At 70.9% G+C, this 23,661-nt stretch carries 23 protein-coding genes; 17 read left to right on the top strand and 6 right to left on the bottom strand.

The window, feature by feature from the left end:
- The first annotated feature begins 36 nt into the window (after positions 1–36).
- The 8 genes from ACF1G2_RS23670 (at position 37) to ACF1G2_RS23635 (ending at position 7,908) form a co-directional block, all read left to right on the top strand.
- The gene (locus ACF1G2_RS23670) at positions 37–816 is read left to right on the top strand and encodes an alpha/beta fold hydrolase (protein WP_391800143.1); all 780 of its coding nucleotides are present in this window, start codon (positions 37–39) and stop codon (positions 814–816) included.
- A 67-nt stretch (positions 817–883) separates the two neighbouring features.
- Complete coding sequence (locus tag ACF1G2_RS23665; RefSeq protein ID WP_391800142.1) at positions 884–1,351, top strand: hypothetical protein; 468 nt, start codon at positions 884–886, stop codon at positions 1,349–1,351.
- Positions 1,348–1,815 carry a hypothetical protein gene (locus ACF1G2_RS23660; RefSeq protein WP_391800141.1) on the top strand — a complete coding sequence of 156 codons (468 nt, stop codon included), beginning with the start codon at positions 1,348–1,350 and terminating at the stop codon, positions 1,813–1,815. Before ACF1G2_RS23665 ends, ACF1G2_RS23660 begins: the two co-directional genes overlap by 4 nt.
- Before the next feature lie 4 nt (positions 1,816–1,819).
- The gene (locus ACF1G2_RS23655; RefSeq protein ID WP_391800140.1) at positions 1,820–2,836 is read left to right on the top strand and encodes an endonuclease/exonuclease/phosphatase family protein; all 1,017 of its coding nucleotides are present in this window, start codon (positions 1,820–1,822) and stop codon (positions 2,834–2,836) included.
- 26 nt (positions 2,837–2,862) lie between these two features.
- Positions 2,863–3,102 (top strand): DUF2630 family protein, encoded by a 240-nt coding sequence (locus ACF1G2_RS23650; RefSeq protein WP_391800228.1) that lies wholly within the window; start codon positions 2,863–2,865, stop codon positions 3,100–3,102.
- Between the two features lie 103 nt (positions 3,103–3,205).
- Positions 3,206–5,164, top strand: coding sequence for an FUSC family protein (locus ACF1G2_RS23645; RefSeq protein ID WP_391800139.1), 1,959 nt, complete (start codon positions 3,206–3,208; stop codon positions 5,162–5,164).
- Positions 5,165–5,361: 197 nt separating this feature from the next.
- Positions 5,362–6,834, top strand: coding sequence for an APC family permease (locus ACF1G2_RS23640; protein ID WP_391800138.1), 1,473 nt, complete (start codon positions 5,362–5,364; stop codon positions 6,832–6,834).
- A gap of 84 nt (positions 6,835–6,918) precedes the next feature.
- Positions 6,919–7,908, top strand: a complete 990-nt coding sequence (locus ACF1G2_RS23635) for a hypothetical protein (RefSeq protein WP_391800137.1) — start codon at positions 6,919–6,921, stop codon at positions 7,906–7,908.
- 39 nt (positions 7,909–7,947) lie between these two features.
- Here ACF1G2_RS23635 and ACF1G2_RS23630 read toward each other — a convergent pair whose 3' ends face one another.
- Positions 7,948–10,020, bottom strand: a complete 2,073-nt coding sequence (locus ACF1G2_RS23630) for a PhoX family protein (RefSeq protein ID WP_391800136.1) — start codon at positions 10,018–10,020, stop codon at positions 7,948–7,950.
- 436 nt (positions 10,021–10,456) lie between these two features.
- On the opposite strand from ACF1G2_RS23630, the gene ACF1G2_RS23625 reads away from it, so the two are divergent.
- The gene (locus tag ACF1G2_RS23625; RefSeq protein WP_391800135.1) at positions 10,457–12,160 is read left to right on the top strand and encodes a VWA domain-containing protein; all 1,704 of its coding nucleotides are present in this window, start codon (positions 10,457–10,459) and stop codon (positions 12,158–12,160) included.
- On the opposite strand, the gene ACF1G2_RS23620 is transcribed toward ACF1G2_RS23625, so the two are convergent.
- Together ACF1G2_RS23620 and ACF1G2_RS23615 are read right to left on the bottom strand one after the other, a co-directional pair.
- Positions 12,127–13,386 (bottom strand): sensor histidine kinase, encoded by a 1,260-nt coding sequence (locus ACF1G2_RS23620; protein ID WP_391800134.1) that lies wholly within the window; start codon positions 13,384–13,386, stop codon positions 12,127–12,129. The two genes, ACF1G2_RS23625 and ACF1G2_RS23620, sit on opposite strands and share 34 nt — an antisense overlap.
- On the bottom strand, positions 13,383–14,036 hold the full coding sequence (locus tag ACF1G2_RS23615; protein WP_391800133.1) for a response regulator transcription factor: 654 nt from the start codon (positions 14,034–14,036) through the stop codon (positions 13,383–13,385). The genes ACF1G2_RS23620 and ACF1G2_RS23615 overlap by 4 nt, the downstream gene beginning before the upstream one ends.
- 147 nt (positions 14,037–14,183) lie before the next feature.
- Here ACF1G2_RS23615 and metG point away from each other — a divergent pair, with 147 nt between their 5' ends.
- The 6 genes from metG to ACF1G2_RS23585 all read left to right on the top strand — a co-directional run bounded on the left by metG (position 14,184) and on the right by ACF1G2_RS23585 (position 18,750).
- Entirely contained in the window at positions 14,184–15,791 is a 1,608-nt protein-coding gene (gene metG / locus ACF1G2_RS23610; RefSeq protein WP_391800132.1) for a methionine--tRNA ligase, read from the top strand.
- A 145-nt stretch (positions 15,792–15,936) separates the two neighbouring features.
- Positions 15,937–16,515 carry a hypothetical protein gene (locus ACF1G2_RS23605; RefSeq protein ID WP_391800131.1) on the top strand — a complete coding sequence of 193 codons (579 nt, stop codon included), beginning with the start codon at positions 15,937–15,939 and terminating at the stop codon, positions 16,513–16,515.
- 68 nt (positions 16,516–16,583) lie between these two features.
- Positions 16,584–16,886, top strand: coding sequence for a hypothetical protein (locus ACF1G2_RS23600; RefSeq protein WP_391800130.1), 303 nt, complete (start codon positions 16,584–16,586; stop codon positions 16,884–16,886).
- Positions 16,887–17,018: 132 nt separating this feature from the next.
- Positions 17,019–17,681, top strand: a complete 663-nt coding sequence (locus ACF1G2_RS23595; RefSeq protein ID WP_391800129.1) for a hypothetical protein — start codon at positions 17,019–17,021, stop codon at positions 17,679–17,681.
- A gap of 189 nt (positions 17,682–17,870) precedes the next feature.
- Positions 17,871–18,353, top strand: a complete 483-nt coding sequence (locus ACF1G2_RS23590) for an Imm50 family immunity protein (protein ID WP_391800128.1) — start codon at positions 17,871–17,873, stop codon at positions 18,351–18,353.
- A complete protein-coding gene (locus tag ACF1G2_RS23585) occupies positions 18,340–18,750 on the top strand; it encodes an Imm50 family immunity protein (protein WP_391800127.1) in 411 nt (136 codons plus the stop codon). Before ACF1G2_RS23590 ends, ACF1G2_RS23585 begins: the two co-directional genes overlap by 14 nt.
- Before the next feature lie 73 nt (positions 18,751–18,823).
- Here the strand turns inward: ACF1G2_RS23585 and ACF1G2_RS23580 are convergent, their stop codons facing one another.
- Together ACF1G2_RS23580 and ACF1G2_RS23575 are read right to left on the bottom strand one after the other, a co-directional pair.
- The gene (locus tag ACF1G2_RS23580; protein WP_391800126.1) at positions 18,824–19,033 is read right to left on the bottom strand and encodes a DUF397 domain-containing protein; all 210 of its coding nucleotides are present in this window, start codon (positions 19,031–19,033) and stop codon (positions 18,824–18,826) included.
- The gene (locus tag ACF1G2_RS23575) at positions 19,030–19,905 is read right to left on the bottom strand and encodes a helix-turn-helix domain-containing protein (protein ID WP_391800125.1); all 876 of its coding nucleotides are present in this window, start codon (positions 19,903–19,905) and stop codon (positions 19,030–19,032) included. Before ACF1G2_RS23575 ends, ACF1G2_RS23580 begins: the two co-directional genes overlap by 4 nt.
- 154 nt (positions 19,906–20,059) lie before the next feature.
- Between ACF1G2_RS23575 and ACF1G2_RS23570 the strand changes: the two genes are divergently transcribed.
- On the top strand, positions 20,060–20,488 hold the full coding sequence (locus ACF1G2_RS23570) for an ATP-binding protein (RefSeq protein WP_391800124.1): 429 nt from the start codon (positions 20,060–20,062) through the stop codon (positions 20,486–20,488).
- Between the two features lie 291 nt (positions 20,489–20,779).
- The gene (locus ACF1G2_RS23565) at positions 20,780–21,652 is read left to right on the top strand and encodes a helix-turn-helix domain-containing protein (protein ID WP_391800123.1); all 873 of its coding nucleotides are present in this window, start codon (positions 20,780–20,782) and stop codon (positions 21,650–21,652) included.
- A 55-nt stretch (positions 21,653–21,707) separates the two neighbouring features.
- Here ACF1G2_RS23565 and aspS read toward each other — a convergent pair whose 3' ends face one another.
- Positions 21,708–23,537, bottom strand: a complete 1,830-nt coding sequence (aspS, locus tag ACF1G2_RS23560) for an aspartate--tRNA ligase (RefSeq protein WP_391800122.1) — start codon at positions 23,535–23,537, stop codon at positions 21,708–21,710.
- Positions 23,538–23,661 lie beyond the last annotated feature (124 nt).

Here is a 23,661-nt window from a genome sequence, read left to right as displayed (position 1 = left end):
TTGCACCGAGCGTTGGCGGCTCCCTAGCCTCTGACCATGCCTTCCGCAGAGATCGACGGACTGACGATCCGCTACGAGGACGAGGGAACGGGCCCCGCGCTCGTCCTGGTCCACGGCCATCCCTTCGACCGCACGATGTGGCGGCCCCAGATCGACCGCTTCTCCGCCACGCACCGGGTCGTCGCCCCCGATCTGCGCGGCTACGGTGCCACCACCGTCGTCCCCGGCACCACCCCGCTCTCCGCCTTCGCCGGGGACCTCGCCGCGCTCCTCGACCACCTCGGCATCGGGGAGTTCGTCCTCGGCGGCCTCTCCATGGGCGGCCAGATCGTCATGGAGTGCCACCGCCTCTTCCCCGGCCGGATCCGCGGCCTGGTCCTCGCCGACACGTTCCCCGCCGCCGAGACCGAGGAGGGGAGGGCGGGCCGCCGCGCCCTCGCCGACCGGCTGGTCCGCGAGGGCATGAGGGGGTACGCCGACGAGGTCCTGGACCGGATGGTCGCCCCGTACAACACGCACGCCGCGCCCCACGTCCACCGGATGATGTGCGCCACCGACCCCGAGGGCGCGGCGGCGGCGCTGCGCGGCCGGGCCGAACGGCCCGACTACCGCGAGCTGCTCACCACCGTCTCCGTACCCGCGCTGGTGGTCGTCGGCCGGGACGACACGTACACCCCCGTCACGGACGCGGAGGCGATGCACGCGGCGTTGCCGCAGTCCACGCTCGTGGTCGTCGAGCGCGCGGCGCACCTGCCGAACCTGGAGCGGCCGGAGGAGTTCGACGCGGCGCTCGCCGCGTTCCTCGACGCGCTCTGAGCCCGGGCCTCACCCGTACGGCCCAGCTGGACGTTCGCTCACGGACCGGCCGCCGCACGATGGCCCCATGAGTCAGCACACCGCACCCCCGCCCCCGCCCTCACCCCCGCCGCCGCGTCCGCCCCAGCCCTCGTCCGGCTCGGCGTGGGCCGCCGGCGGCACCCTGTTCGCCGGCGTCCTGATGCTCGTCATCGGCATCCTCGACGTCCTCCAGGGCATCGCCGCCGTGGCCGAGGACGACGTCTACACCCGCGTCGGGGACTACGTCTTCAAGTTCGACCTGACGAGCTGGGGCTGGGTCCACATCGTCCTCGGCATCCTCGTCGCCATCTCCGGCGCCGGGATCCTCAAGGGCTCCGAGTGGGGGCGCATGGGCGGCATCACGCTGGCCTCCCTGAACGTCGTCGCCCAGTTCCTCTTCCTGCCGTACCACCCCTGGTGGGCGCTGTTCTCGATGGCGATCTCGATCTTCGTGATCTGGGCGCTGGCCACGGACGACACCTCCTTCGGCAAGGACAGGGCGGCATCGGCATGACCGGCGCCCGTACCCCGCCCGGCGCCACCCGCACCCGGACCCGCGCCCTCTGCGCCACCGTCCTCCTCGCACTGGCCGTGACCGTCACAGGCTGCACCGAGGAGAGCCAGCAGAAGGCCGGGGACATCGTCTCCTCCGCCACGGCGGCGGCCGCCTCGGCGGCCCAGGAGAAGATGAACCAGGTCAAGGACGGGGTGAACGCCACCGACAACGTGAAGGCCGGAGCGACGCAGACGGACGGCGACCGGGTCACCGCCGAGATCACCGCCACCAACCCCACGGACAAGAACGCCGACTACACGGTCTGGGTCAACTTCCGTGACGCCGACGGCAATCTGCTGGACGCCGTCGTCCTCGACATCGACGGCGTGGAGCCGGGCGGCTCCAAGACCGGTACGGCGCGCAGCAACCGCTCCCTCTCGGGGGAGCCGAAGGCGGAGATCCAGCAGGCGCTGCGACACTGACGGGGTGGAGCACGTCCTGGCAGAGCACCGGCCCTCCGGCCCCGCGTCCCCTCCGACCTCCCCCCGGCCCGGGCGGCGGCTCGCCACCTGGGCCGCGGCCCTGCTCGCGGCCGTACCGGCCGTGGTCGCGGGCTGCCGCCTCCTCGGCACCGACGCGGTCACTCCCGTACCGCAGGCCCTGTCGTTCCTGCCCTGGCTCACCGTCCCGGCCGGCCTCGCCGCGCTGCTCGCACTGGCCGCCCGGCGGCGTCCGCTCGCGGCCTTCGCGGTCCTCGTCCTCACCGTCACGGCCTGGTTCACGCTGCCCTACGGACCGGACACCACCACCGCCCGCGGCCCCGTCGTCGAACGGCTCCGGGTGCTCACCGCCAACGTCGAGTTCGGCCAGGCGACCGGGGCCCTCGTCGAGGCCGTCCGACGGGAGCGGCCGCAGCTCGTGTACGTCTCCGAGTGCGACCCCGCCTGCGCCTGCGCCCTCACCGCCGCCCTGGCCGTCAGCCACCCGCACCGGGCGGTCGTGGACGGCGAGGGCTCGACCGGCTCGGTCGTCCTGAGCACGTATCCGCTCACCACACGGCTCCCGGTCCCCGCCGCGATGGGCATGCCGGGCGCCTCCGCCCGGATCGGCGGCCGGAACGTCGAGCTGCGGCTCGCTCACCCGCTGCCGCCGATCCCCGGCCAGGTCGGCCTGTGGAAGCGCGAGCTGGGGCGGCTGGAGGCGTTCGCCGCCGCGCACCGCGACGGCGGCCCCGTGCTCCTGGCCGGGGACTTCAACGCCTCCCAGGACCACGCCGCGTTCCGCGCCGTCCTCGACGCGGGCCAGCTGCACGACGCGGCACGGCTCGCGGGCGCCGCGCGGACGCCGACGTGGCCGCGGGAGCTGTCCCTGCCGCCGTACGTCCAGATCGACCACGTGCTGGTCAGCGACGACTTCCGGGTACGCGACGTGCGGTTCCTCGACCTGGCGGGGTCGGACCACCGCGCCGTCCTGACCGGGCTCGACCTGCACGCCGGGCGCTGATCGGCGACGCTGGAACCATGGACCGGATGTACGACGACGAGCAGATCCTCACGAACATCGGCGCCCTCGTCGAGGAGGAGCGGGCCCTGCGGCAGCGGATGGGCGGCCTCCTCCCGGAGGAGCGGACGCGGCTCGCCGAGCTGGAGGTGCAACTGGACCAGTGCTGGGACCTGTTGCGCCAGCGCCGCGCCAAGGTCGAGTTCGGCGAGGACCCGGACACGGCGGCCGTCCGCCCGGCTGCGGAGGTGGAGGGCTACCGCAGCTGACCGCCTGCACCTGCCCGCGCCCGCCTGCACCTGCCCACACCTGCCCGCAATCGCCTGCACCCGCCTGCCGGACGACTCGCCCCCGCCCACGTACCGTGAGCCCATGGCACGTCCCGCGCGGCTCACCCCACCGCCCTGGCTGACCGCCGGGCTCCGTCCCGCCCCCGCGCCCGTCCCCTGGGCGGCCGTCGCCCGCGCCTCCGTCGCACTGTCCGCCCCGCTCGCCGTCGGACTCGCCGTCGACCAGCCCGTCTACGGGGCCCTTGTCTCCATGGGCGCCCTCTCCGGGGTCATCGGCGACACCGCGGACGCGTACCGCATGCGGTTCTACAACATCGCCGTCCCCCAGCTCTTCGGCGCCCTCGGCGTCACCCTCGGCAGCCTCGTGTACGGCGAGGGCTGGCTCGCCGTCGGCGTGCTCACGCTGATCGCGCTCGTCTCCGGGATGATCTCCTCGATCGGCGCCGTCGCCTCCGTCTCCGGCCTGCTGCTGCTCCTCAACGCGGTGGTCGGCGCCGGACTGCCGATGCCCGACCCGTGGTGGAGACCGCCCCTGCTGCTCGGGCTCGGCGGGGCCGTCGTCCTCGCCCTGACCCTGCTCGGCTGGCCGCTGCGCGGCGGGGTCCCCGAGCGGACGGCCGTGGCGGGGACCTACCGGGCCGTCGCCGACGTCCTCGAAGCCGCCGGCACCGACGCGTACGACGAGCGGCGGCAGGACGTCACCGCCTCCCTCAACCAGTCGTACGACCTCGTCCTCGCCCGCCGCGCCCGCGAGCACGGCCGCGCGCCGATCCTCGTCCGGCTGCTCGCCCAGCTCAACGCGGTCATCGCGCTCGTGGAGGCCGCCCCGGCCGCCCATGTCGCCGCCCGCCGGTTCCACCGCCCCCTGTCCCCGGCGGTCCCGGCCGCCGTGCGCGAACTCGCCGCCGCGGTCGCGGAGGGCCGTACCGACCTCCCCGACCTCGACCTCCCCGCCGCCACGCGGCCCTCCGAGAAGGCCGTCGACCAGGCCCTGCGCCACGCGGCGAACGTCGTCCGCGCGGCGGAGCCGAACCCGTACAACGTGGACGACCGCCTCGGCCGCCCCGCGGCGCTGCGGGTCAGGTCCCGCCGGACGGTCCGCGGCGTCCTGCTCTCCGAGGCCTCCTGGCGGTACGGGCTGCGGCTCGCGCTCTGCATCGGCCTCGCCCAGACGGTGGTCTCGGTGATCGACGTACCCCGCTCGTACTGGGTCGCCCTCACCGTCACCTTCGTCATGAAGCCGGACTTCGGCTCGGTCTTCTCCCGGGCCGTGCTGCGCGCGCTCGGTACGGCCTTCGGGCTGGTCACCGCCGCGCTCGTGCTCGCCGAGGTGCCGCGCGGATGGTGGTACGTACCGGTGATGGTCGTCCTCGCCGGGCTGATCCCCGCCTTCTCCGCGAAGGGGTACGCCTTCCAGACCGCGGCGATCACCCCCGTCATCCTGCTGCTCTCCGACCTCCTCAACCAGCAGGGCTTCGACCTCGTACTGCCCCGGTTCTACGACTCCCTCATCGGCTGCGGGATCGCGCTGGTCGCCGGCTATCTGCTCTGGCCGGAGTCGTGGCACAGCCGGGTCGGCGACCGGCTCGCGGACTCCGTCGCCGACGCGGCGGCCTATGTGGCGCAGGCGTTCTGCCCGCCGGAGGACGAGGACCCGGGGGCCCGGCTGCGGGCCCGGCGGAAGCTGTACCGCGATCTCTCCGCCGTACGCTCCGAGTTCCAGCGTGCCCTGACCGAACCGCCGCCGACCGGCACCGTCGCCTCCGCCTGGTGGCCGCTGGTCGTCGCCGTGGAGCGGATCGTCGACGCGACGACGGCCGCCCGGGTCCGCGTCGATCACGGCGCCCCGCCCCCCGATCCGGAAGAAGCCGCCCAGCTGGAACAGCAGTTGCGGGAACTCGCCGACGGACTGCGCGGAACCGACGTGCTCGTGGAGGTCCGGGCGGAGCTGAACGGTGACGAGGAGGGCGTCCTCGCCGCGCTCCGCGCCGAGGTGACGGCGGCCCGTGCGATCGCCACTCCCCGCGCGGCATCGGACTAAACACCTCACCGGGGGCGTACGGATGCCCTTACCGGCGGTCACAGAACGGAACGTTCCATCCGCCGTTACCGGAATCCGTCAGGGCGACTACGATGCGCTCGATTCACCTTGATCCGTGCGCGGTCCGGCGAACAACTGACTCGGCGGCACGGTCACTCCGTCCTGCACCGCTCCCGTGCCCCCCAAGGACATCCGCCATGCGCACGACCACCGGCAGAGGGCTCCAGCCCAACGTTCTCGGGACGTTCGACACCATCGTCATGGCCGTCGCGGGCAGCGCGCCCGCCTACTCGCTGGCCGCGACCACGGCCGTGCTCTTCGGCGCGGTCGGCCTGGCGGGTCCCGCGGCGCTGCTCTACTGCGCGATACCCATGCTCGGCATCGTCCTCGCCTACGCGCGCCTCGGCCGGATCGACGTCAACGCGGGCGCCGGCTACTCCTGGGTGGGCCGCACCCTCCACCCCTTCCTCGGCTTCCTCTCCGGCTGGGCCCTCGTCGTCTCCGCGACCGTCTTCATGGTCGCCGGGTCGCTCCCCGCCGGCGCGCTCACGCTCTCCCTCGTCGACCCCGGCCTCGCCGACAACACCCCGCTGGCCGTGGCCGTCGGCGCCGGCTGGTTCCTGATGATGCTGCTCGTGGTCCTGGGCGGCGCCCGGCTCACCGTCCGGGCCCAACTGATCATGTCGGGCGTCGAGATGCTCGTTCTCGTCGCCTTCATCCTGGCCGCGCTGCTGCACCGCGGGCACGCGACCGCGTTCGACTGGTCCTGGTTCGGCTTCGGTCACTTCGACGGCCCGGCCGGCTTCGCCTCGGGCGCGCTGATCGCCGCGTTCTACTACTGGGGCTGGGACGTCACCAGCAACCTCAGCGAGGAGACCCGCGACAGCCGCCGCACGGCCGGGCTCGCCGCGCTGGTCGGCGTGGGCATCGTCTTCCTGGTCTTCGAGGCGTTCACGGTCGCGGTCAACGTGCTGCTGACGTCGGGGCAGATCGAGTCGGCGGGCGCGAACGTCCTGGCCGTCCTCGGCCAGGAGATCTGGCCGGGCGTCGGCGGAAAACTGCTGGTCGTGGCGGTGCTGCTGTCCACGGTCGCCACCCTGGAGACCACGCTCATCCAGGTCACCCGCTCGCTCTTCGCGATGGGCCGCGACCGCACGATGCCGGCCGCGCTCGGCACCGTGCACCGCCGCTGGAACACCCCGTGGGTGGCGATCGCCACCGTCGGTGGCGCCGCGCTGCTGATGTTCGCCGCGGCGGCGGCCGCCGGTTCGATGGGGCGGATCCTCAGCGACGCGGTGTCCGCGATCGGCCTGCTGATCGCGTTCTACTACAGCCTGGCCGGGATCGCCGCCGTGGTGGCGTACCGGGGGATGCTGCTGAACTCCGTACGGAACTTCCTCGTCGGGGGCGTCTGGCCGCTGCTCGGGTCGGCGTTCATGCTGTGGGCGTTCGTCGAGTCGCTCGGCGAACTGTCCACGACGTCACGGGTGATCGGCCTGGGCGGGCTGCTCGTGGGCGTGGTCCCGATGCTCGTGTACTGGCGCGCGGGCAGCGCCTACTACCGCCCGGCACGGCTCGACGCGGCGCGCGCGCTGGCGGCCGCGGGTCCGTTCGCGCCGAGCACGGCGCGGGCGCGCAGGACGGACGAGTCGCTGGCGACGGACTTCTGACGCCGGGCCGCGACAGGCCGCTCGACGGCAACTGGCTCGACAGCTTCTGGTTCCAGGGCTACTGGCTTCCGAGGGAGGATCTGGATGGCCGCTCTCCGCCGATCGGCGCGCTCGGCCCGTGCGGCCCGCTTCACTCCGGTCTTCGACCCGGACTTCGGCGACCGCGCGCTCACCGAGGCGCGGCACGACATCGTCATCGGCCGCTGGCAGGGCGTACGGGACCTGCTGCGGGACACCGGTGACGACTGGGCGCGCCGGACGCACCGGGTCCGGCTCCTCGCGCACGCCGCCGCGGGCAGTTCGTCGGTCGAGGCATGGCGGGCGGCCGAGCCGGACAACCCGGACGGGGCGGTGCTGCGGGCGGCCACCGAGGTCGTACGGGTCTTCGACACGGCGATCGCGGCCGGCCGGGGCACGGTCGTCGACCGCGGGCGGGTCGACGCCACCGTCGACGCCTGTCTGCGGGCGACGGAGGCGGCACCCGCGGACCCGATGCCGTGGGTCTCGCTGCTCTCGGTGGCCCGGCTGTACGAGGGCGGGGTGCCGCGCCGCGAGCTGCGGCAGTGGTTCGACGAGCTGCGGCGCCGCGACCCGTTCAACACCGAGGGCCACGCCCAGGTGATGCGCTACCTGTCGGCGCGGTGGCACGGCACGCACGGAGCGATGTACGACTTCGCGCGGGACGCGGCGGGCGTGGCGCCGCCCGGGTCGCCGCTGCCGGTCCTGGTGCAGGTGGCGCGGGTGGAGGAGTACCGCTACATCGCGGACGGGGCGCTCGGCCGGGGTCCGGTGCGCGGCTTCGACCAGCACTGGAAGCACGAGCTCGCGGTGGACGAGCTGCGCCGTACGTACGAGCGCTGGATCGGCAGCCGCGAGCCGGGCGGCCCTCCTGCGCCCGAGGAGGTACCGGACCTCAACTACCTGGCACACGCGGCCTGCTACGCGGGCCAGGTGGAGGTGGCGCGCGAGGTGCTCGGGATGCTCGGGGCGCGGGCCGCCTGGGTGCCGTGGGCGTACACGGGCGAACCGGAGGAGCAGTTCGTGCGGTTCAGGGAGGGTCTGGGGGTGGTGTGAGGGGCGGTGCCACGCCCCTCACACCACGTTTCAGGGGGCTCAGACGCCGATGTCGCGGCCGTCCTTGCGCCAGACGGAGACGACCGAGGGACGGACGATCCTGCCGGGTCCGTCGGGCCACTCCGACTTCGGGTTCTCGACGGAGGCCCCGTCGAGCTCGCCCGGGTGCTGGACCGCGACGACGACGCGGCGGTCCTGGATGATCGGGCCGCAGGTCTCGGCACCCTTGGGGACGGTCAGGAACTGCTTGATCTCACCGCGCCGCTCGCCCTGCGTGGCGACACCGAACAGGCCGTCGTGCGAGCCGAGCTGGGCACCGTCGGTGCTGATCCACAGGTTGCCGTGCGGGTCGAAGGCGACGTTGTCCGGGCAGGAGATCGGGGAGACCTTGTCCTTGGGGAAGCCCGCGAAGTACGTGGCCGGGTCGTTCGGGTCGCCCGCGACGAGGAAGAGGCGCCAGGCGAAGCCGTCGGAGGCCGGGTCGTCCCAGTGCTCGGCGAGTTCCAGGATCTGGCCGTGCTTGTTGAGGTTGCGCGGGTTGGCCTCGTCCGCGGGGGCCTTGCCGGCCTTGCCGCGGTCGGTGTTGTTGGTGAGCGCGACGTAGACGCGGCCGGAGCGCGGGGACGGCTCGACGTCCTCGGGGCGGTCCATCTTGGTGGCGCCGACCTTGTCACCGGCGAGGCGGGTGAAGACGTACACCTCTTCGGCGGTCATGCCCTCGACGTGCGAGACGTCGCCGGTGGCCAGCGGGATCCAGACGCCGGAGCCGTCGAACTCGCCGTCGTTCGGGAGCTTGCCGGTGCCGTCGATCTGGGCGGCCGGGCTGTCGCCGGTGAGCTTGGCGACGTAGAGCGTGCCCTCGTCGAGGAGCGTGAGGTTGTGCGCGTGCGCGGCGCGGGAGCCGCCCTTCATCATCCGCTTCGACGAAACGAACTTGTAGAAGTAGTCGAAGCGCTCGTCGTCGCCCATGTAGACGACCGGGCGGCCGTCCGCGGTGAGGCGGGGCTGCGCGGCCTCGTGCTTGAAGCGGCCGAGCGCGGTGCGCTTCTTCGGGGTGGACTCGGGGTCGTACGGGTCGAGCTCGACGACCCAGCCCTGGCGGTGGACCTCGTTGGGCTCCTGCGCGAGGTCGAAGCGCTTGTCGAACCGCTCCCACTTGCGCTCGGAGGCGGCGGAGCCGATGCCGTACCGCTTGTCGGTGGCGCTGGAGCCGTTGGCGAAGTACTGGTTGAAGTTCTCCTCGCCGTGCAGCGTGGTGCCCCAGGGAGTGGTGCCGCCGGCGCAGTTGTTCAGCGTGCCGAGGACCTTGCGGCCGGTCGGGTCGGCGGAGGTCTTCAGGAGCGCGGAGCCGGCGGCGGGGCCGGTCAGCTCGAACTCGCTGGTGGTGTGGAGACGGCGGTTGAGCGGGTGGCGCGTGACCGGCGTGAGCTTGCCGGAACGCTTCTCCTCCTGGACGACGACGACGGAGAAGCCGTGGGCGGCCCAGGCGACCTCGACCTGCTCGCGGGTCGGGTTGGCGGCGTCGTAGCCCTTGAACATCAGGATCTCGTCGGTGTACTCGTGGTTCGCGACGAGCACCTGCCGGTCCCGCTCCCCGGGGAGGGGGAGAAGGCTCAGGAAGTCGTTGTTGTAACCGAACTGGCCGGCCTGCGCGGCGGCGGTCTGCTTGTCGGCGTCGAAGGCCGGGGCGCCGCGGAGGATCGGCTCACCCCAGCGGATGACGACGTTCTGCTCGTACCCGACGGGCACGGTGACCTTGTCGGCGGTGTTGGGCGCGACGGGCGTGAAGCGGAGACCACGCGCGCCGTCGGCGACGGGGCGGCCCTTGGCGGCGGCCGTGGCGGCGTCGGAGTTGCCGGCGGCGACGGCGGGGGTGGCGCCACCCGGGCCGACCACGGCGCTGCCGGCCGCGGCGGCGACGGTCACGACGGCGGCGGCGCGCACCATGGAACGACGGGAGAGGGCGCCGGCTATGACGTCGCCGACGTACTCGTTGTCGCTGGTGTTGGGCACCTCGTGGAAGCAGGCGTCACCACAACGGAACCGGCAGGTGAGGGCGGAACGGCCGCCTCCGTGCGGGTTGGTGCTCAGCAGCGGCAGCAGTTTGCGCACTTGGTCCTCCTCCGGCGCGTTTCTGCGCCGCCCCTTGGTCCCGACATGGTGTCGGGATTCCGTCCGGCGGTGACGTTATGTGCACACATCTGCACGGGGGCGGCGCGCAAGTGAACGCCGAATGAATGAGCGGAAACGGGGGCTGGTTCGGGGGCGGTTGGGATGGAGGAGGGGCCGCTCGGGGCGGGGCCGACGGCAGGGATCCGCGGGGCCGTTCGGGGCCGCCCGAGGACCCGGGTCGCCGGTCCGCTTGGGACGGTCGGGGGGTGCGAATCCCGTGGTCCGAGGGGCGTACGGGTGCAGTGATTCCGCGTCCGGTTGGGGCGCCGGGGGCGACACACCAGGGGCCGCTAACCTTACGTGTCCGCCCTGGCCAGGGATGATTCCTCCCAGTACGGACATACACCGCACCCAACTCATGCGAAAGGCCTCGCCCATGGGCATTCGGAGCTTGCTGCGCAAGGTGTTCGGACGCGATCGTGCGGAAGGGCAGGCCGATACCCCGGCGACCTCCGTCCCGTCCCAGGCGTCGCCGTCCCGCCAGGAGGACGCCACGCCGACGCCGCCCCCGACCCAGGACGAGGCCCAGCACGCGGCGGCCGACCTGGTGGCGGCGGCCTTCGACAACCCGAAGGTGCCGGCGGCGAGGACGGCCGGGAAGCCGGCCGCCGAGGAAGAGCCGCCGGTGGCGGAACTGCCCAAGCAGGCCACGCCGGAGGCGGCGGAGAAGCCTGCGGAGGAGGTCCCGGCCGCCGAGGTTGCCGAGGAGCCTGCGGAAGCGGTGACCGCTACCGAGGAGCCCGCCACGGCGGAGAAGCCTGCGGAGGCGGTCCCGGCGGAGCCGCAGACCGGGGCGTCGGACGTGTCGGAGCCCGAGGCCGGCGCCGCCGAGACGGCGGACGAGCCGCAGGCCGAGGCCGCCCGGACGGTGGACGCTCCGGCGGAGGAGGTCGTGGCGGAGGCCGAGACCTCGCAGGACGAGCCCGTCGCGGACGAGGCGGTCGCGGACGAGGCGAAGGCGGAGGCGGCGCAGGACGAGCCCGTCACCGAAACGCCTGCCGCTGACGTCGCCGAGACGCCCGAGCAGGTCGCGGCGGAGCCGCAGGCCGAGGCTGCCGCCGAGACGGTGGAGGCTACGGCGGAGGCCGAGGCCGCGCAGGCGCCCGTCGCCGACACGGTCGTCGCCGAGGTCGCGGCGGAGCCGCAGGCAGAGGCTGCCGCGGAGACGGTGGACGCTCCGGCGGAGCCGCAGGCCGAGGCTGCGAAGGAGCCCGCCGCCACGGAGCCCGAGTCCGAGCCGGAAGCCACCCCGGCCGAAGCCCTCACCGCCCAGGCGGTCGAGGACGAGCCCGAGGCCACCGAGGCAGAAGCCCACGCTGCCGAGCCGGAAGCCACCCCCGCCGACGAAGCCGTCGCGGACGAGCCGGTCGCCGCCGAGGTGGAGGCCGACGCCACCGCCGAGCCGGTCGCCGCCGAGACGCCCACCACGCCCGGACGCACCGTCCTCACCTCCGACGCGCCGCAGCTCGTCGGGGCGTACGACGCCGCCGCGGGCGCCCTCGCGGAGCGTGGGCTCGTCGGGGCGGGGCCGGTCGCGGTGTACCTCGTCGTCGACCGCTCCGGCTCGATGCGCGGGTACTTCAAGGACGGCTCCGTCCAGCGCATCGCCGAGCAGACCGTCGCCCTCGCCGCTCACCTCACCGAGGACGCCGCCGTCACCGCCGTGTTCTTCTCCACGGACATCGACGGCACCGCCGAACTCCGCCCCGCCGGCATCGAGGGCCGCATCGACGAGATCAACGCGGGTCTCGGCCGTCTCGGCCGCACCAACTACCACCGCGCCGTCGAAGAGGTCCTCGCGCACCACGAGAAGACCGACCCCACCCGCCCCGCCTTCGTCGTCTTCCAGACGGACGGCGCTCCCGAGTCCAAGACGGCCGCCACCCAGGCGCTCGCCGAGGCCGCCGGGCGCCCGATCCACTGGCAGTTCGTCGCGTGGGGCGAGGAGGACAACAAGGCGTTCGACTTCGTCCGCAAGCTCACCGCGCCCCGTACCGGCCACTACCTCGCCGGCCCGACCCCGGCCGAGACCGCCCACGCCGACTTCTACCGCGGGCTGCTCTCCACCTGGGAGGCCTGACCGGGACTCCCGGCGCGCCCGGGACTCCCGGCGCGTCCGCCGGTGGTGACGGTGACCGGCAACGTCACCGTCACCACCAGGCCGCCCCCCTCCCGCTCCCCCCGGGCCACCGCGCCCACGGTCCCGCCGTGGGCCGCCGCGATCGACCGGACGATCGACAGACCGAGCCCGGCCCCCGGCCCCATCCGGTCGCGCCCCGCCCCCCGCCGGAACGGTTCGAAGAGCCCAGGGACCTCGTCGGGCGCCACGACCGGCCCCGTGTTCTCGACGGTCACCACACCACCGTCCACACGCACGTCCACGGACCCCCCGGGCACGTTGTGGGCGACTGCGTTCGCGACGAGGTTCCGTACGAGCTGCCCGAGCAGCACCCGGCTCCCCAGCACGACGGACCCCTCACCGGCACGGCGACCCCCGTCCCCGCCGGGACGGCCACCCCCGCCGGGGCGGCCACCCCCGCCCCCGTCCCCACCGCACTCCACCCCGAACGCCTCGCACTCCTCCGCGACCACCTCCCCCAGCGGCACGTCCTCCCGCTCCTCCAGACCGCGCTCACTCCTCGCGAGCACCAGCAGCCCCTCGATGAGCCGCTCGCTGCGCCGGTTGCTGTCCAGCAGGACCTGTTTGACCTCGTCCGCGTCGTCGAGCCCGATCTGGATCGCGGCACGCTGCGTGGCCAGCGGGGTCCGCAGCTCGTGCGAGGCGTTGGCGATGAACCGCCGCTGGCTGTCGAACACGGCCTCGAGCCGTCCCAGCAGCGCGTCGATCGTGTCGCCGAGCTCCTTCAGCTCGTCGTCGGGCCCGCTCGCGGCGATCCGCCCCCAGACTCCGTCCGGGGGAACCCCCACGTGCAGGTTCCGCTCCGAGAGCCGCCGCGCCCGCGCGGTCATCTCGTGGACCGGCCGCAGGACCCGTCCCGCCGTCCACCAGCCCACCGCGACCGCGCCGAAGGCCATGACGGCGAGGGCGAGGCAGGACCACATGAGCATCTGCTCGCCGGCGGCCCGGCTGACGTCGTCGCTCAGCCGGTACGCGGTGACCGTCTCGAACGGCGCCACCACCCGTACCCGCGCCGCGATGGCGTCCGCCTCGCCCTCCGTACCGGCCCGGGAGAGCAGGTTGACGATCGTCAGCAGGCATCCGCCGAGGACGACGAAGACGCCTCCGTACACGAGCGCGATCCGGGTCCGGATCGTCGAGCCGGCGCCCAGCAGACCGGCGCTCACAGCGCGTACCCCACGCCCTGGACCGTACGGATCAGCCCCGGCTCGCCGAGCTTCGCGCGCAGCTTGCTCATGCAGACCCGTACCGCGCCCGTGAAGGGGTCGGTGTGCACGTCCCAGGCCCGCTCCAGGAGCTCCTCGGCGGAGACTGTCGCGCCGTCCGCCTCCAGCAGGATCTGCAGCACGGCGAACTCCTTCGGCGACAGGTCGAGCGCCCGGCCGTCCCGCGTCACGGTCCGCCGTACGGTGTCCATGACCACCCCCGCACGGTCCAGGAGCGGCGGTACGGGCCGTGCGCTGCGGCGCCGCAGCGCACGCACCCGCGACACCAGCTCGGGGAACTCGAAGGGCTTGCCCAGGTAGTCGTCGGCGCCCAGATCGAGCCCTTCCACCCGGTCCTCCGTCGTGGCCGAGGCGGTCAGCATGAGGATCCGGGTCCGGGCGGTCCGGGCGACGAGGGCACGGGCCACGTCGTCGCCGTGGACGCGGGGCAGGTCGCGGTCGAGGACGACGACGTCGTAGTCGTGCAGGCCCAGGTAGGCGAGGGCGGCGTCGCCGCTGTAGACGGTGTCGACGGCGAAGCCCGCCCGCCGCAGACCGGTGGCGAGGAGCTCCGCGAGGACCTCCTCGTCCTCGGCGACTAGTACACGCATGATCTCTTCCTCGCTGCCGGCCACGGCTCTTTCTAAGCGGCCCAACGTTTCGCGAACGTCTCCGTCTCCCGCCGCCCGCACCGCACGCCCGGCCCCCACCCGTTATCGATGTGAGTGGATCTTGAACTGCCCGTTAGGATTTCGACCATGGCGGCCACTGGATCCGAGAAGCAGGGGGCGAAGGCGTACTACGTCTCGACCCCCATCTACTACGTCAACGACGCTCCTCACCTGGGCCACGCCTACACGACCGTCGCAGGCGACGTGCTCACGCGCTGGCACCGTCAGCGCGGCGAGAAGGTGTGGTACCTCACCGGCACGGACGAGCACGGTCAGAAGATCATGCGCACGGCCGAGGCGAACAACGTCACGCCCCAGGCCTGGTGCGACAAGCTCGTCGAGGAGGCCTGGAAGCCCCTCTGGGAGCACCTGAACATCGCGAACGACGACTTCATCCGGACGACGGAGAAGCGTCACACGGACCGCGTCCAGGAGTTCGTGCAGGACCTGTACGACAAGGGCGAGATCTACAAGGGCGGGTACGAAGGCCCGTACTGCGTGGGCTGTGAGGAGTACAAGCTCCCCGGCGACCTCATCGAGGCGGAGGACGGCACGAAGCTGTGCGCCGTCCACAAGAAGCCGGTGGAGATCCTCAAGGAGGAGAACTACTTCTTCAAGCTGAGCGAGTACGGCCCGAAGCTGATCGAGTTCTACGAATCGAACCCGGGCTTCGTCCAGCCGGAGTCCGCACGCAACGAGGTCGTGAACTTCGTCAAGCAGGGGCTCGAGGACCTGTCGATCTCGCGCTCGACGTTCGACTGGGGCGTTCCCGTCCCGTGGGACGACAAGCACGTGATCTACGTGTGGATCGACGCGCTCCTGAACTACGCGACGGCGGTCGGCTACAACGAGAACCCGGAGAAGTTCGACGAGACCTTCCCGGCCAACGTCCACCTCATCGGCAAGGACATCCTCCGCTTCCACGCGATCATCTGGCCGGCGATGCTGATGGCGCAGGGCCTGCCGGTCCCGGGCCGGGTGGCGGCGAACGGCTGGCTGATGGTCGGCGGCGAGAAGATGTCGAAGTCGAACCTGACCGGCATCAAGCCGCAGGACCTGACCTCGCACTTCGGCGTGGACGCGTACCGCTGGTACTTCCTGCGCGCGATCGCGTTCGGCCAGGACGGCTCGTTCTCGTGGGAGGACTTCACCGCCCGCTACACGAGCGAGCTGGCGAACGACTACGGCAACCTCGCCTCGCGCGTGGCGGCCATGGTCGGCAAGTACTTCGACGGCGCCCTGCCGGCCGCGACGGCCGACGGCGACGCGGAGAAGGCCGTCCACGAGGGCCTCGCGAAGGCGGTGGCCACGGCCGACCAGAAGATCGGCGAGGAGCTGGACTTCCAGGGCGGCATCCTGGCGATCTTCGACTTCGTGAAGCAGGTCAACGGCTACATCACGGAGCAGGAGCCGTGGAAGGTCGCCAAGGACGAGTCGGAGGCGGGCCGCGCCCGCCTCGCCACGATCCTCTACACGGCCGCGGAGTCCCTCCGCGCGGTCGCCGTCCTCCTCAACCCGATCATGCCGGAGACCTCCCAGAAGCTCTGGGACTCCCTGGGCGCGGAGGCCTCCCTGGGCGCCCTGTCCGCCCAGCAGGTCCAGTCGGCCGGCGACTGGGGCAGGCTCCCGGCGGGCACGACGGTGACGAAGGGCGCGGTGCTCTTCCCCCGTCTCGAGGAGCCGAAGAAGGACTGACGCAGTCCCGTCCACGTATGTGAGGAGAGCCCCGGAACCGGAAGGTTCCGGGGCTCTCCCCGTTCCGATCCTGCATCAAACAATCAGAGCGGGCACTACTGGCCGTCTCAGGAGAGCCTGGTCATCGGAAGGGAGGCGTTCGAGCGTGCAGGAATCACCATCCTCTGACAGGACCCCGCACACGGACGGTGAAAGTCACGGCGGGTACTGGCTCACCGGCTCTTCACTGGAGGAACTGGAACGACTCCCGTGGGAGCCAGACGCTGCGAAATATTCACTGAATCACTGGGAGCAACTGCGCGATGTGACTGTCGGCCGTATGCAGTCCCGCACTCTCCCGCCGGAGATCAGGATGCGATGGGGTCGCCTCGCCCTTGTCGCGATCTCAGGGAAGGGAAAGAGTCAGACGCCACAGGAAACGGTGATCGACTCTGCCCGCGTACGCGCCTACATGATTCAAGAATTCGGTGCCAGCGCAACAGATGAAGCCCGAAATCTGTCGAAGCTTTGCTCTGACGTCTCCCAGAGCGCCGGTATGTCGCTGGAGGCCGTCACTAAGCTCGCCGAGGACTGGAAATCGGCCCCTCGCGAGACGTGGCTGGCGCTGCGCCGGATCAAGAACATGCTCACGCCTCTGCTCCCCCTCCGCAGCCTCCTGACAGATGGTGACGCCGCCTGCCAGGAGACCCGAGCCTGGCTGGACATTCTTCCGAAGCTTCCCTGAGCGACGCCGAGGCGATGGGCACCCAGGCACTGATACAGCGCGCCCGATCGACACGCGAGGTGACCCGAGTGCAAATTGCCCCCTCCCTACTCCTTGATCTGGTGCGGAACATCGCATCCACTGATCCGAAGACACGCGAGCGAGCGGCGGAGCGAGTGACCGACCTGGAGTCCAGCTATTCCGTGGCCGACGGGCGCGTCCTCACCGGCGGCTTGGCTGCGGCAGCGGCATGCGAGCGCGATGCAGGAACCCTGGAGGCGGAGCTGAACGCGATCATCCAACTAGGTTCGCTTGCGGAGCCGGAGATGGTTCTCGGCTTGCAGAGTCTGAACACTGAAGATCTCCCCCGGAGAGCTCGGGAAGTACGTTGAAGACATCTTGGAAGGATGAGGACCAGGCTGATTCAACCGTGTCACCGCAGCCACCACCGGACAGAAGTGAGCCTCGCACTGTCGCCGGTCAACCTGTCTGGGATGCAACGGGACTCGGGACGAATCTCGTCCGTGGAGGGACCGCTGGATGATGTTGCGGCCGTGTGGGTCTTCTGTGATCCGCTCGCGGAAAGGGCTGCCTGGACATCGACGCTACCTCACCTGAATCAAGAGAAGTTCTTCACTTGGAAAGCAAATTTGCGCCCGGAAGGATGGGAACCACTCCGCGACGAGCCCTCGCTCCTGCGGCGGTTGAGAAAGCGAGCGGCGACGCACGGTTTCCCGGCACTGCCGTACTACGAGTCCACGTTTCGAGCCCTTCCGAACACCGCGACTGCAGTAGGTCGATACATCGACGAACTGAAAATGAGGAGTTCCGGGTTCGCGTGCGCCGTAGGAGAAGGGAACGAGACGGGTGACTCCTGGGTCCGGTCGTCACAAATCATGGAAGAGCATTTCTCACTCTCCCGAGATTTCAAGAACTCGATCGACCTGGAGGCGCAGCGTAGAAGCGTGACTTCCATGTACGTGAGCCTGTCCATCCAGGCAGGTTTCTGTCCCGTCATCCCCCTCAACAAGCACCCTAACGCCGGGTTCACCCTTTTCTGCCCCACTCGACACTATGCGGAGACTCTCCAGAGAATGTCGACTGGCGCGAGGGTCCTCGAAGGCGACGCGGCTGAAGACCAGATCCGCGGATTCATCGAACAAGGCGGAGATCTCGCCTACATCTGATGGTCCGTGCCCGAGTTTCAGCACCGCGATGCCACCTGCCAGCCCGCCGCGCTCCTCGCGGCCCATCTGCATCACGTGGAGCTCGACTCTCCGCAGAAGCCAGGAGAGCCCGGGTACCAGTCGGCGCCCGTTCATGTGAGACACCCGGCACGGAGCCGCACTACTACTATGACCGATAGTTTTACCCTGGTGAATGCCGAGATCCTGGCAACCCTCTATGGAGAGGTCCCGCCTCTCGACGGCTTCAGGCTGCGATCCCTCAATGTGGACTGGCGGGGGCCCACTGTCACCCTGAGGGTGGACCTTACGAGCTTCCCAGCCACACGCCATCCGGAGTGGGAGGGTGCGGACGTCGACACCGTCCAGTGCCACCTGCAGTTCCTGGCGGTGGAGGACCTGTCCCTGGCGCAGTGGAACCCCCCTGTACGCTCCGCGTCGTTCGATGCCCAACCCCTGGGCGAGGAAAGGAGAGTTCGGGTGCGGGTGACAGGTCCGGAGGTGGACCTCGGCTTCACCAGCAACGCGTCCGTCCTGGTGGGGCATGTCAGCGCCTTCAAGGTCGCGGCCGACGGCACGGACGGAAGCCGTCATTTCTTCTCTCGGAAGATCGACAGCCGGCGCCACGAAACCATTCCGGAAACCGATGAAAAGACCTTTCATGGGCGACTCTGACTGGACCTTGATCGTCGACTCCGCAGGGACGTTCACGGACGCCTATGCGAGGCCGCCGAGGCTGAATGAATGCGAACTTTTCTACGTACAGATCGACGAAAGAGACGCCTCGGTTACGTTGGGTTTCGAGACGTCCGTTCTCCCGTCGTCTCCGCCTCCCGCCTGGACAGGCCTGACGCACAACGCCGTCGAGTTCTACCTCAGGTTCATGCGGGTGAAGGAGCTCCGGATCGCGGGCTGGGACTCCAGTGCTCGCGATGCGGTGGTCACGCTGGACCGTTGCGATGACGAAAGCGTCAGAGTTTCCGTGGACGGCGAGCGATCGCACCTCGATTTCGCCGCCTCTGCTCCTCTCCTGACCCGAACGCGTCCATTCCTCCGCTCTGACGCCTCGTGACGCGGATGCCGATCGTCGTCCGCCCATCCCCTCAGACGCCCGGCCCCTCCCGCAACCCGGGGTCCGCGACGCGTCAGACGCTCGACGCGTACGCGACGAAGCCCGTCCAGGCGGTCGGGGTGAGGGTGAGTCGGGGGCCGTTGAGGCACTTGGAGTCGCGGACGTGGACGGTGGCGGGGGTCGTGGCGACCTCGACGCAGGAGTCGCCTTCGCTGCTGCTGCTGTAGCTGCTCTTGAACCACGCCAGTTCGGAGGCGTCCCCGGCCGAGGTGTTGCGGATCATGTCTCTCCCAGCAGTCGCTCGATGAGGGCGGTCGACTCACGGGGCGTGAGAGCCTGGGCCCGGATGATGCCGTACCGCAGCTCAAGGATACGGAGCTGCTTCCGCTCGGTCACCGGTCGGCCGTTGGACACGGCGGGGGAACGGCCGACCGCCGATCCGTCCCCGAACTTCAGCACCTCGATGCCACCGGCCAGCCCGGCGTGCTCCTCTCGGTCCATCGGCATCACCTGAAGCTCCACACTCCGCAGATGCGCCACGCCCAGAAGGTGTTCGAGCTGTGCTCGCAGCAACGCACGGCCACCCAACGGGCGTCGGAGTGTCCACTCCTCCAGGACGAAGCCGAGCTCAGGTGCCGGGTCCCGTTCGAACACGGACTTGCGTGCCATGCGCCCGGCCACCATCCGCTCCACCTCGTCCTGCGTGTACGCCGGCCGCCGCATCAGCAGCAGTCCGCGCGCGTACTCAGGCGTCTGCAACAGGCCGTGGATGTTGAGCGGGTCGTAGAGCTGGAGCTCGACCGCACCCGCCTCCAGCTTCGCCAGGTCGCGGACCTTCTTCGGGTACCGGACCTTGCGCACATCGTCCTTCATCGCCGCGATCATGCCGTCCGCCCTCAGCACCTCGTCCGCCCTGTCGAGGAACTCGGGGCGCGGGATGCGCTTCCCGCCCTCCAGCTTGTAGATCATGTCCTCGCCGTAGCCCACCGCGACTCCGAAGTCGCCGGCCCGCATCCCCGCCGCCTCCCGCCACAGCCTCAACTGCCGCCCCACGGTGGCGACGACGGCCACACCCCAGTCGTCGTCCGGGTCCACCTCCCAGCCCGGCTCGTCCGCCTCGCCCTTGAGCCGCCCCACCCCGTCATCCACCGACATGCCGCACCCTTCCTCTCGTCCTGCGTGCCGCAACGGCCCTACCCGCCGCAGAGGCACCGACAGCCCGGACAGCAGTGGACAAGCACCGGACAGTCACCCTACGCATCGGCGTCATCACTGTTCACGGTCGGCGTGGGCCGCCACGCTCGGTCACGTGAACCAGAAGAAGTACGCCCAACTCCGCGCCCCGTCACGTCACTTCCGTGTCCTGCTGTCCTCCACGCCACGCGGAGCGCGACTCGCCCGCCTGCTCGCCGTCGAGTGGCTGCGGGCGGAGGGGGAGCTGTCGTGTCGGGTCGTCGGGGCCGCCGAGCATGTCGTCGCGGAGCTCGCGGCGAACGCCGCCACGCACGGTCGTGTCGCCGGCCGGAACTTCCGCCTCGCGCTCGTCACCCAAGAGGACACCCTCCGTATCGAGGTCACGGACACCCGGGGCCGCGATCTCCCGCAACTGCGTGCGCCGGGAGGCGAGTCCGGGCGCGGGTTGCTCCTCGTCGATGCCCTCGCCGATCGCTGGGGCGTCGACCTCGGGCCCGTCCCCTGCAAGATCGTATGGGCCGAACTCGATCTACAAACCCTGTGACCTGCGAAAACGACTCACCCACCGGAGCCCGGGAGTGTGGGCTCCGGTGGGGCCGGCGGCCTTCCCAAGCAACGACGAGAGAGAAAGAACCCTCACCAAGCCCCACCCCTCCCGCCCAGGGCGGGACGATCACTCGCTCGGGTGAAATATGCCAACTTGACTGGCTTCAGGGCAGGTTGCCTGATCTACGCTCAGCGCGACAGATCACCCGACCGCAGAAATGCGTCGGCCCCCGCCGGGAGTGCGAATCCCGATGCGAGGGCCTACCAGCGAGGAAGTCAGACCTTCCTGATGGATACCCAGCACACTAGCGTGCACCCGCCCTCGCAGTCCCGTAACGCCGGGAAGAACCACCCTCAGCGGCGAACCTGCGGCGGTGTCATCCACGACAACGTCCGCCACACCACTCGCTTCACGGTGATCGGCAACCACCTCGCCCAGCACGCCGAGCTGTCGCTGCTCGCCATCGGCCTTGCCGTCCACATCCAGAGCCTGCCCAGCGGCACCGCCATCGACATCCGGTCCCTCGCCGCCCGTTTCCCGGAGGGCAAGGCCCGGATCGCCGGCGCACTGCGCGAGCTCGAAGCCCACGGCTATCTGCGCCGTACGTGCGAACGCACGAGCAGCGGCCGCATCGTCACCCGCACGGTCTCCTGCAACCAGCCGGGCCACACCAAGGGCGCGGGCGACCCGAACCCCCAGCCCCAGCGGCCCGCGCGCCGAGCGGACAAGCCCCCGCGCCGCGTCCTCCCCGCCGTACCGCAGCCCGCGTACCCCGCCCCCGACCTCCTCCGGACCGCCCTCGACGTGCTCGCCGGCCTCCACCGCGCGGATCCGCGACTCCTGCTCTCCGCCACGGACGCCGAGCACCTCGCGCCAGGGGTGGTCGCCTGGCTGGAACGGCAGATGCCACCGGACGCCGTCCGGCACGCCCTGACCTCCGGCCTGCCCCCAGAGCCCCTGCACCGCCCGGCCGCGCTGCTCGCGCACCGCCTCGCCGCCCAGCTCCCACCCCTGCCGCCGTTCCGCGGCCCGGATCCGCCGGTCGTCGACCTCCCCCTGCAGAACTGCGACCACTGCGACCGCGCCTTCCGAGGCCCGGAAGCAGGCACATGCGCCGGTTGCCGTGCCACGGACGAGCACCCCGGGTCCCGAACTTGCTGAAGGGCCCGGAATCCGTGAGGAATCCGGGCCCTTCGGCGAAGCTCAGCGGTGGTTGCTACCGCGCCGCGTCCGGGTGGACGGCGTCCGTGACCGGGCGGTCGGCGGTGGGCTTGTCCACGGCCTTCGTCTCGACCGGCTTGCGGAGCTGGATGTTCAGCTCCTTCAGGCGGGCCTCGTCCAGCTCCGTCGGGGCGCCCATCAGGAGGTCCTGGGCGTTGCCGTTCAGCGGGAAGGCGATCGTCTCGCGGATGTTCGGCTCGTCGGCCAGGAGCATCACGATGCGGTCCACGCCCGGGGCGATGCCGCCGTGCGGCGGGGCGCCGTACTCGAACGCGCGGAGCATGCCCGCGAACTCGTGCTCCACGGTCTCCTTCGAGTAGCCCGCGATCTCGAAGGCCTTGAACATGATCTCGGGCTCGTGGTTCCGGATCGCGCCCGAGGACAGCTCGATGCCGTTGCAGACGATGTCGTACTGCCAGCCGAGGACGTCCAGCGGGTCCTGCGTCTCCAGGGCCTCAAGGCCGCCCTGCGGCATGGAGAACGGGTTGTGCGAGAAGTCGATCTTGCCGGTCTCCTCGTCCCGCTCGTACATCGGGAAGTCGACGATCCACGCGAAGCGGAAGACGTTCTCCTCGAACTGGCCGGCGCGCTTGGCGGCCTCGACCCGGACCGGGCCCATGATCTTGGAGACCTCGTCGAACTCGCCCGCGCCGAAGAAGATCGCGTGGCCAGGCTCCAGGCCGAGGCGCTCGGTGAGGACCTTGACGTTCTCCTCGGTGAGGAACTTGGCGATCGGGCCGGTCAGGGCGTTGCCTTCGCCGACGCGGACCCAGGCCAGGCCCTTCGCGCCGAGGGAGACCGCGAAGTCGCCCATCGCGTCGAAGAACTTGCGCGGCTGGTCACCCGTGTTCGGGACGGCCAGGGCACGCACGTGCTTGCCCGCGAAGGCCTTGAACTCGGAGTTCTCGAAGACGTCCGAGATGTCGACGAGTTCGAGGGCGGTCCGCAGGTCCGGCTTGTCGTTGCCGTACTTCAGCATCGACTCGCGGAACGGGATCCGCGGGAACGGGGACGTGACGTGGCGTCCGCCGCCGAACTCCTCGAAGAGCTCGGTCATGAGCTTCTCGATCGGCTGGAAGACGTCCTCCTGCTCGACGAAGCTCATCTCGACGTCGAGCTGGTAGAACTCGCCCGGCGAACGGTCCGCGCGGGCGTCCTCGTCGCGGAAGCACGGCGCGATCTGGAAGTAGCGGTCGAAGCCGGAGATCATCAGCAGCTGCTTGAACTGCTGCGGCGCCTGCGGCAGCGCGTAGAACTTGCCCGGGTTCAGCCGGGACGGGACCACGAAGTCGCGGGCGCCCTCGGGGGAGGTCGCGGCGAGGATCGGGGTCGCCATCTCGTTGAAGCCGAGGGCCACCATCTTGGAGCGGATGGAGGCGATGACGGCGGAGCGCAGCATGATGTTGCGGTGCATGCGCTCGCGGCGCAGGTCGAGGAAGCGGTACTCCAGGCGCCGCTCCTCGTTCACGCCGTCGTCGGCGTTGATGGTGAACGGGATCTGCTTGGCGGCGCCCAGGACCTCGACCGTGGCGGCCTCGATCTCGATCTCGCCGGTGGCGAGCTCCGGGTTGACGTTCTCCGCGCCACGCGAGACGACCTTGCCGTCCACGCGGACGACGGTCTCCTTCGTCAGCTTGTCGAGCACCTCGGCGGCGGCGGTGCCGGGCCGGGCGACGAGCTGCGTGATGCCGTAGTGGTCGCGCAGATCGATGAAGAGGATGCCGCCCAGGTCGCGCCGATTGTGCAGCCAGCCGCTCAGCCGGACGTCGGTGCCGACGTCAGAGGCGCGGAGCTCGCCGCAGGTGTGGGACCTGTACCGATGCATCGTCGTTCATCCAGTCTTCGGGATCTACGGGAATCAGGGGTGTGCGCCGTCGTGACGGGTCGTGACGGCAGACCCGTCCCAGCCTACCGGGCGACCCAAGATCGCATTTCGAATACGCTCAGTG

Source organism: Streptomyces sp. NPDC013457, assembly GCF_043089925.1.
Taxonomy (GTDB): Bacteria; Actinomycetota; Actinomycetes; order Streptomycetales; family Streptomycetaceae; genus Streptomyces.
This window is presented reverse-complemented; position numbering and strand designations above follow the sequence as displayed.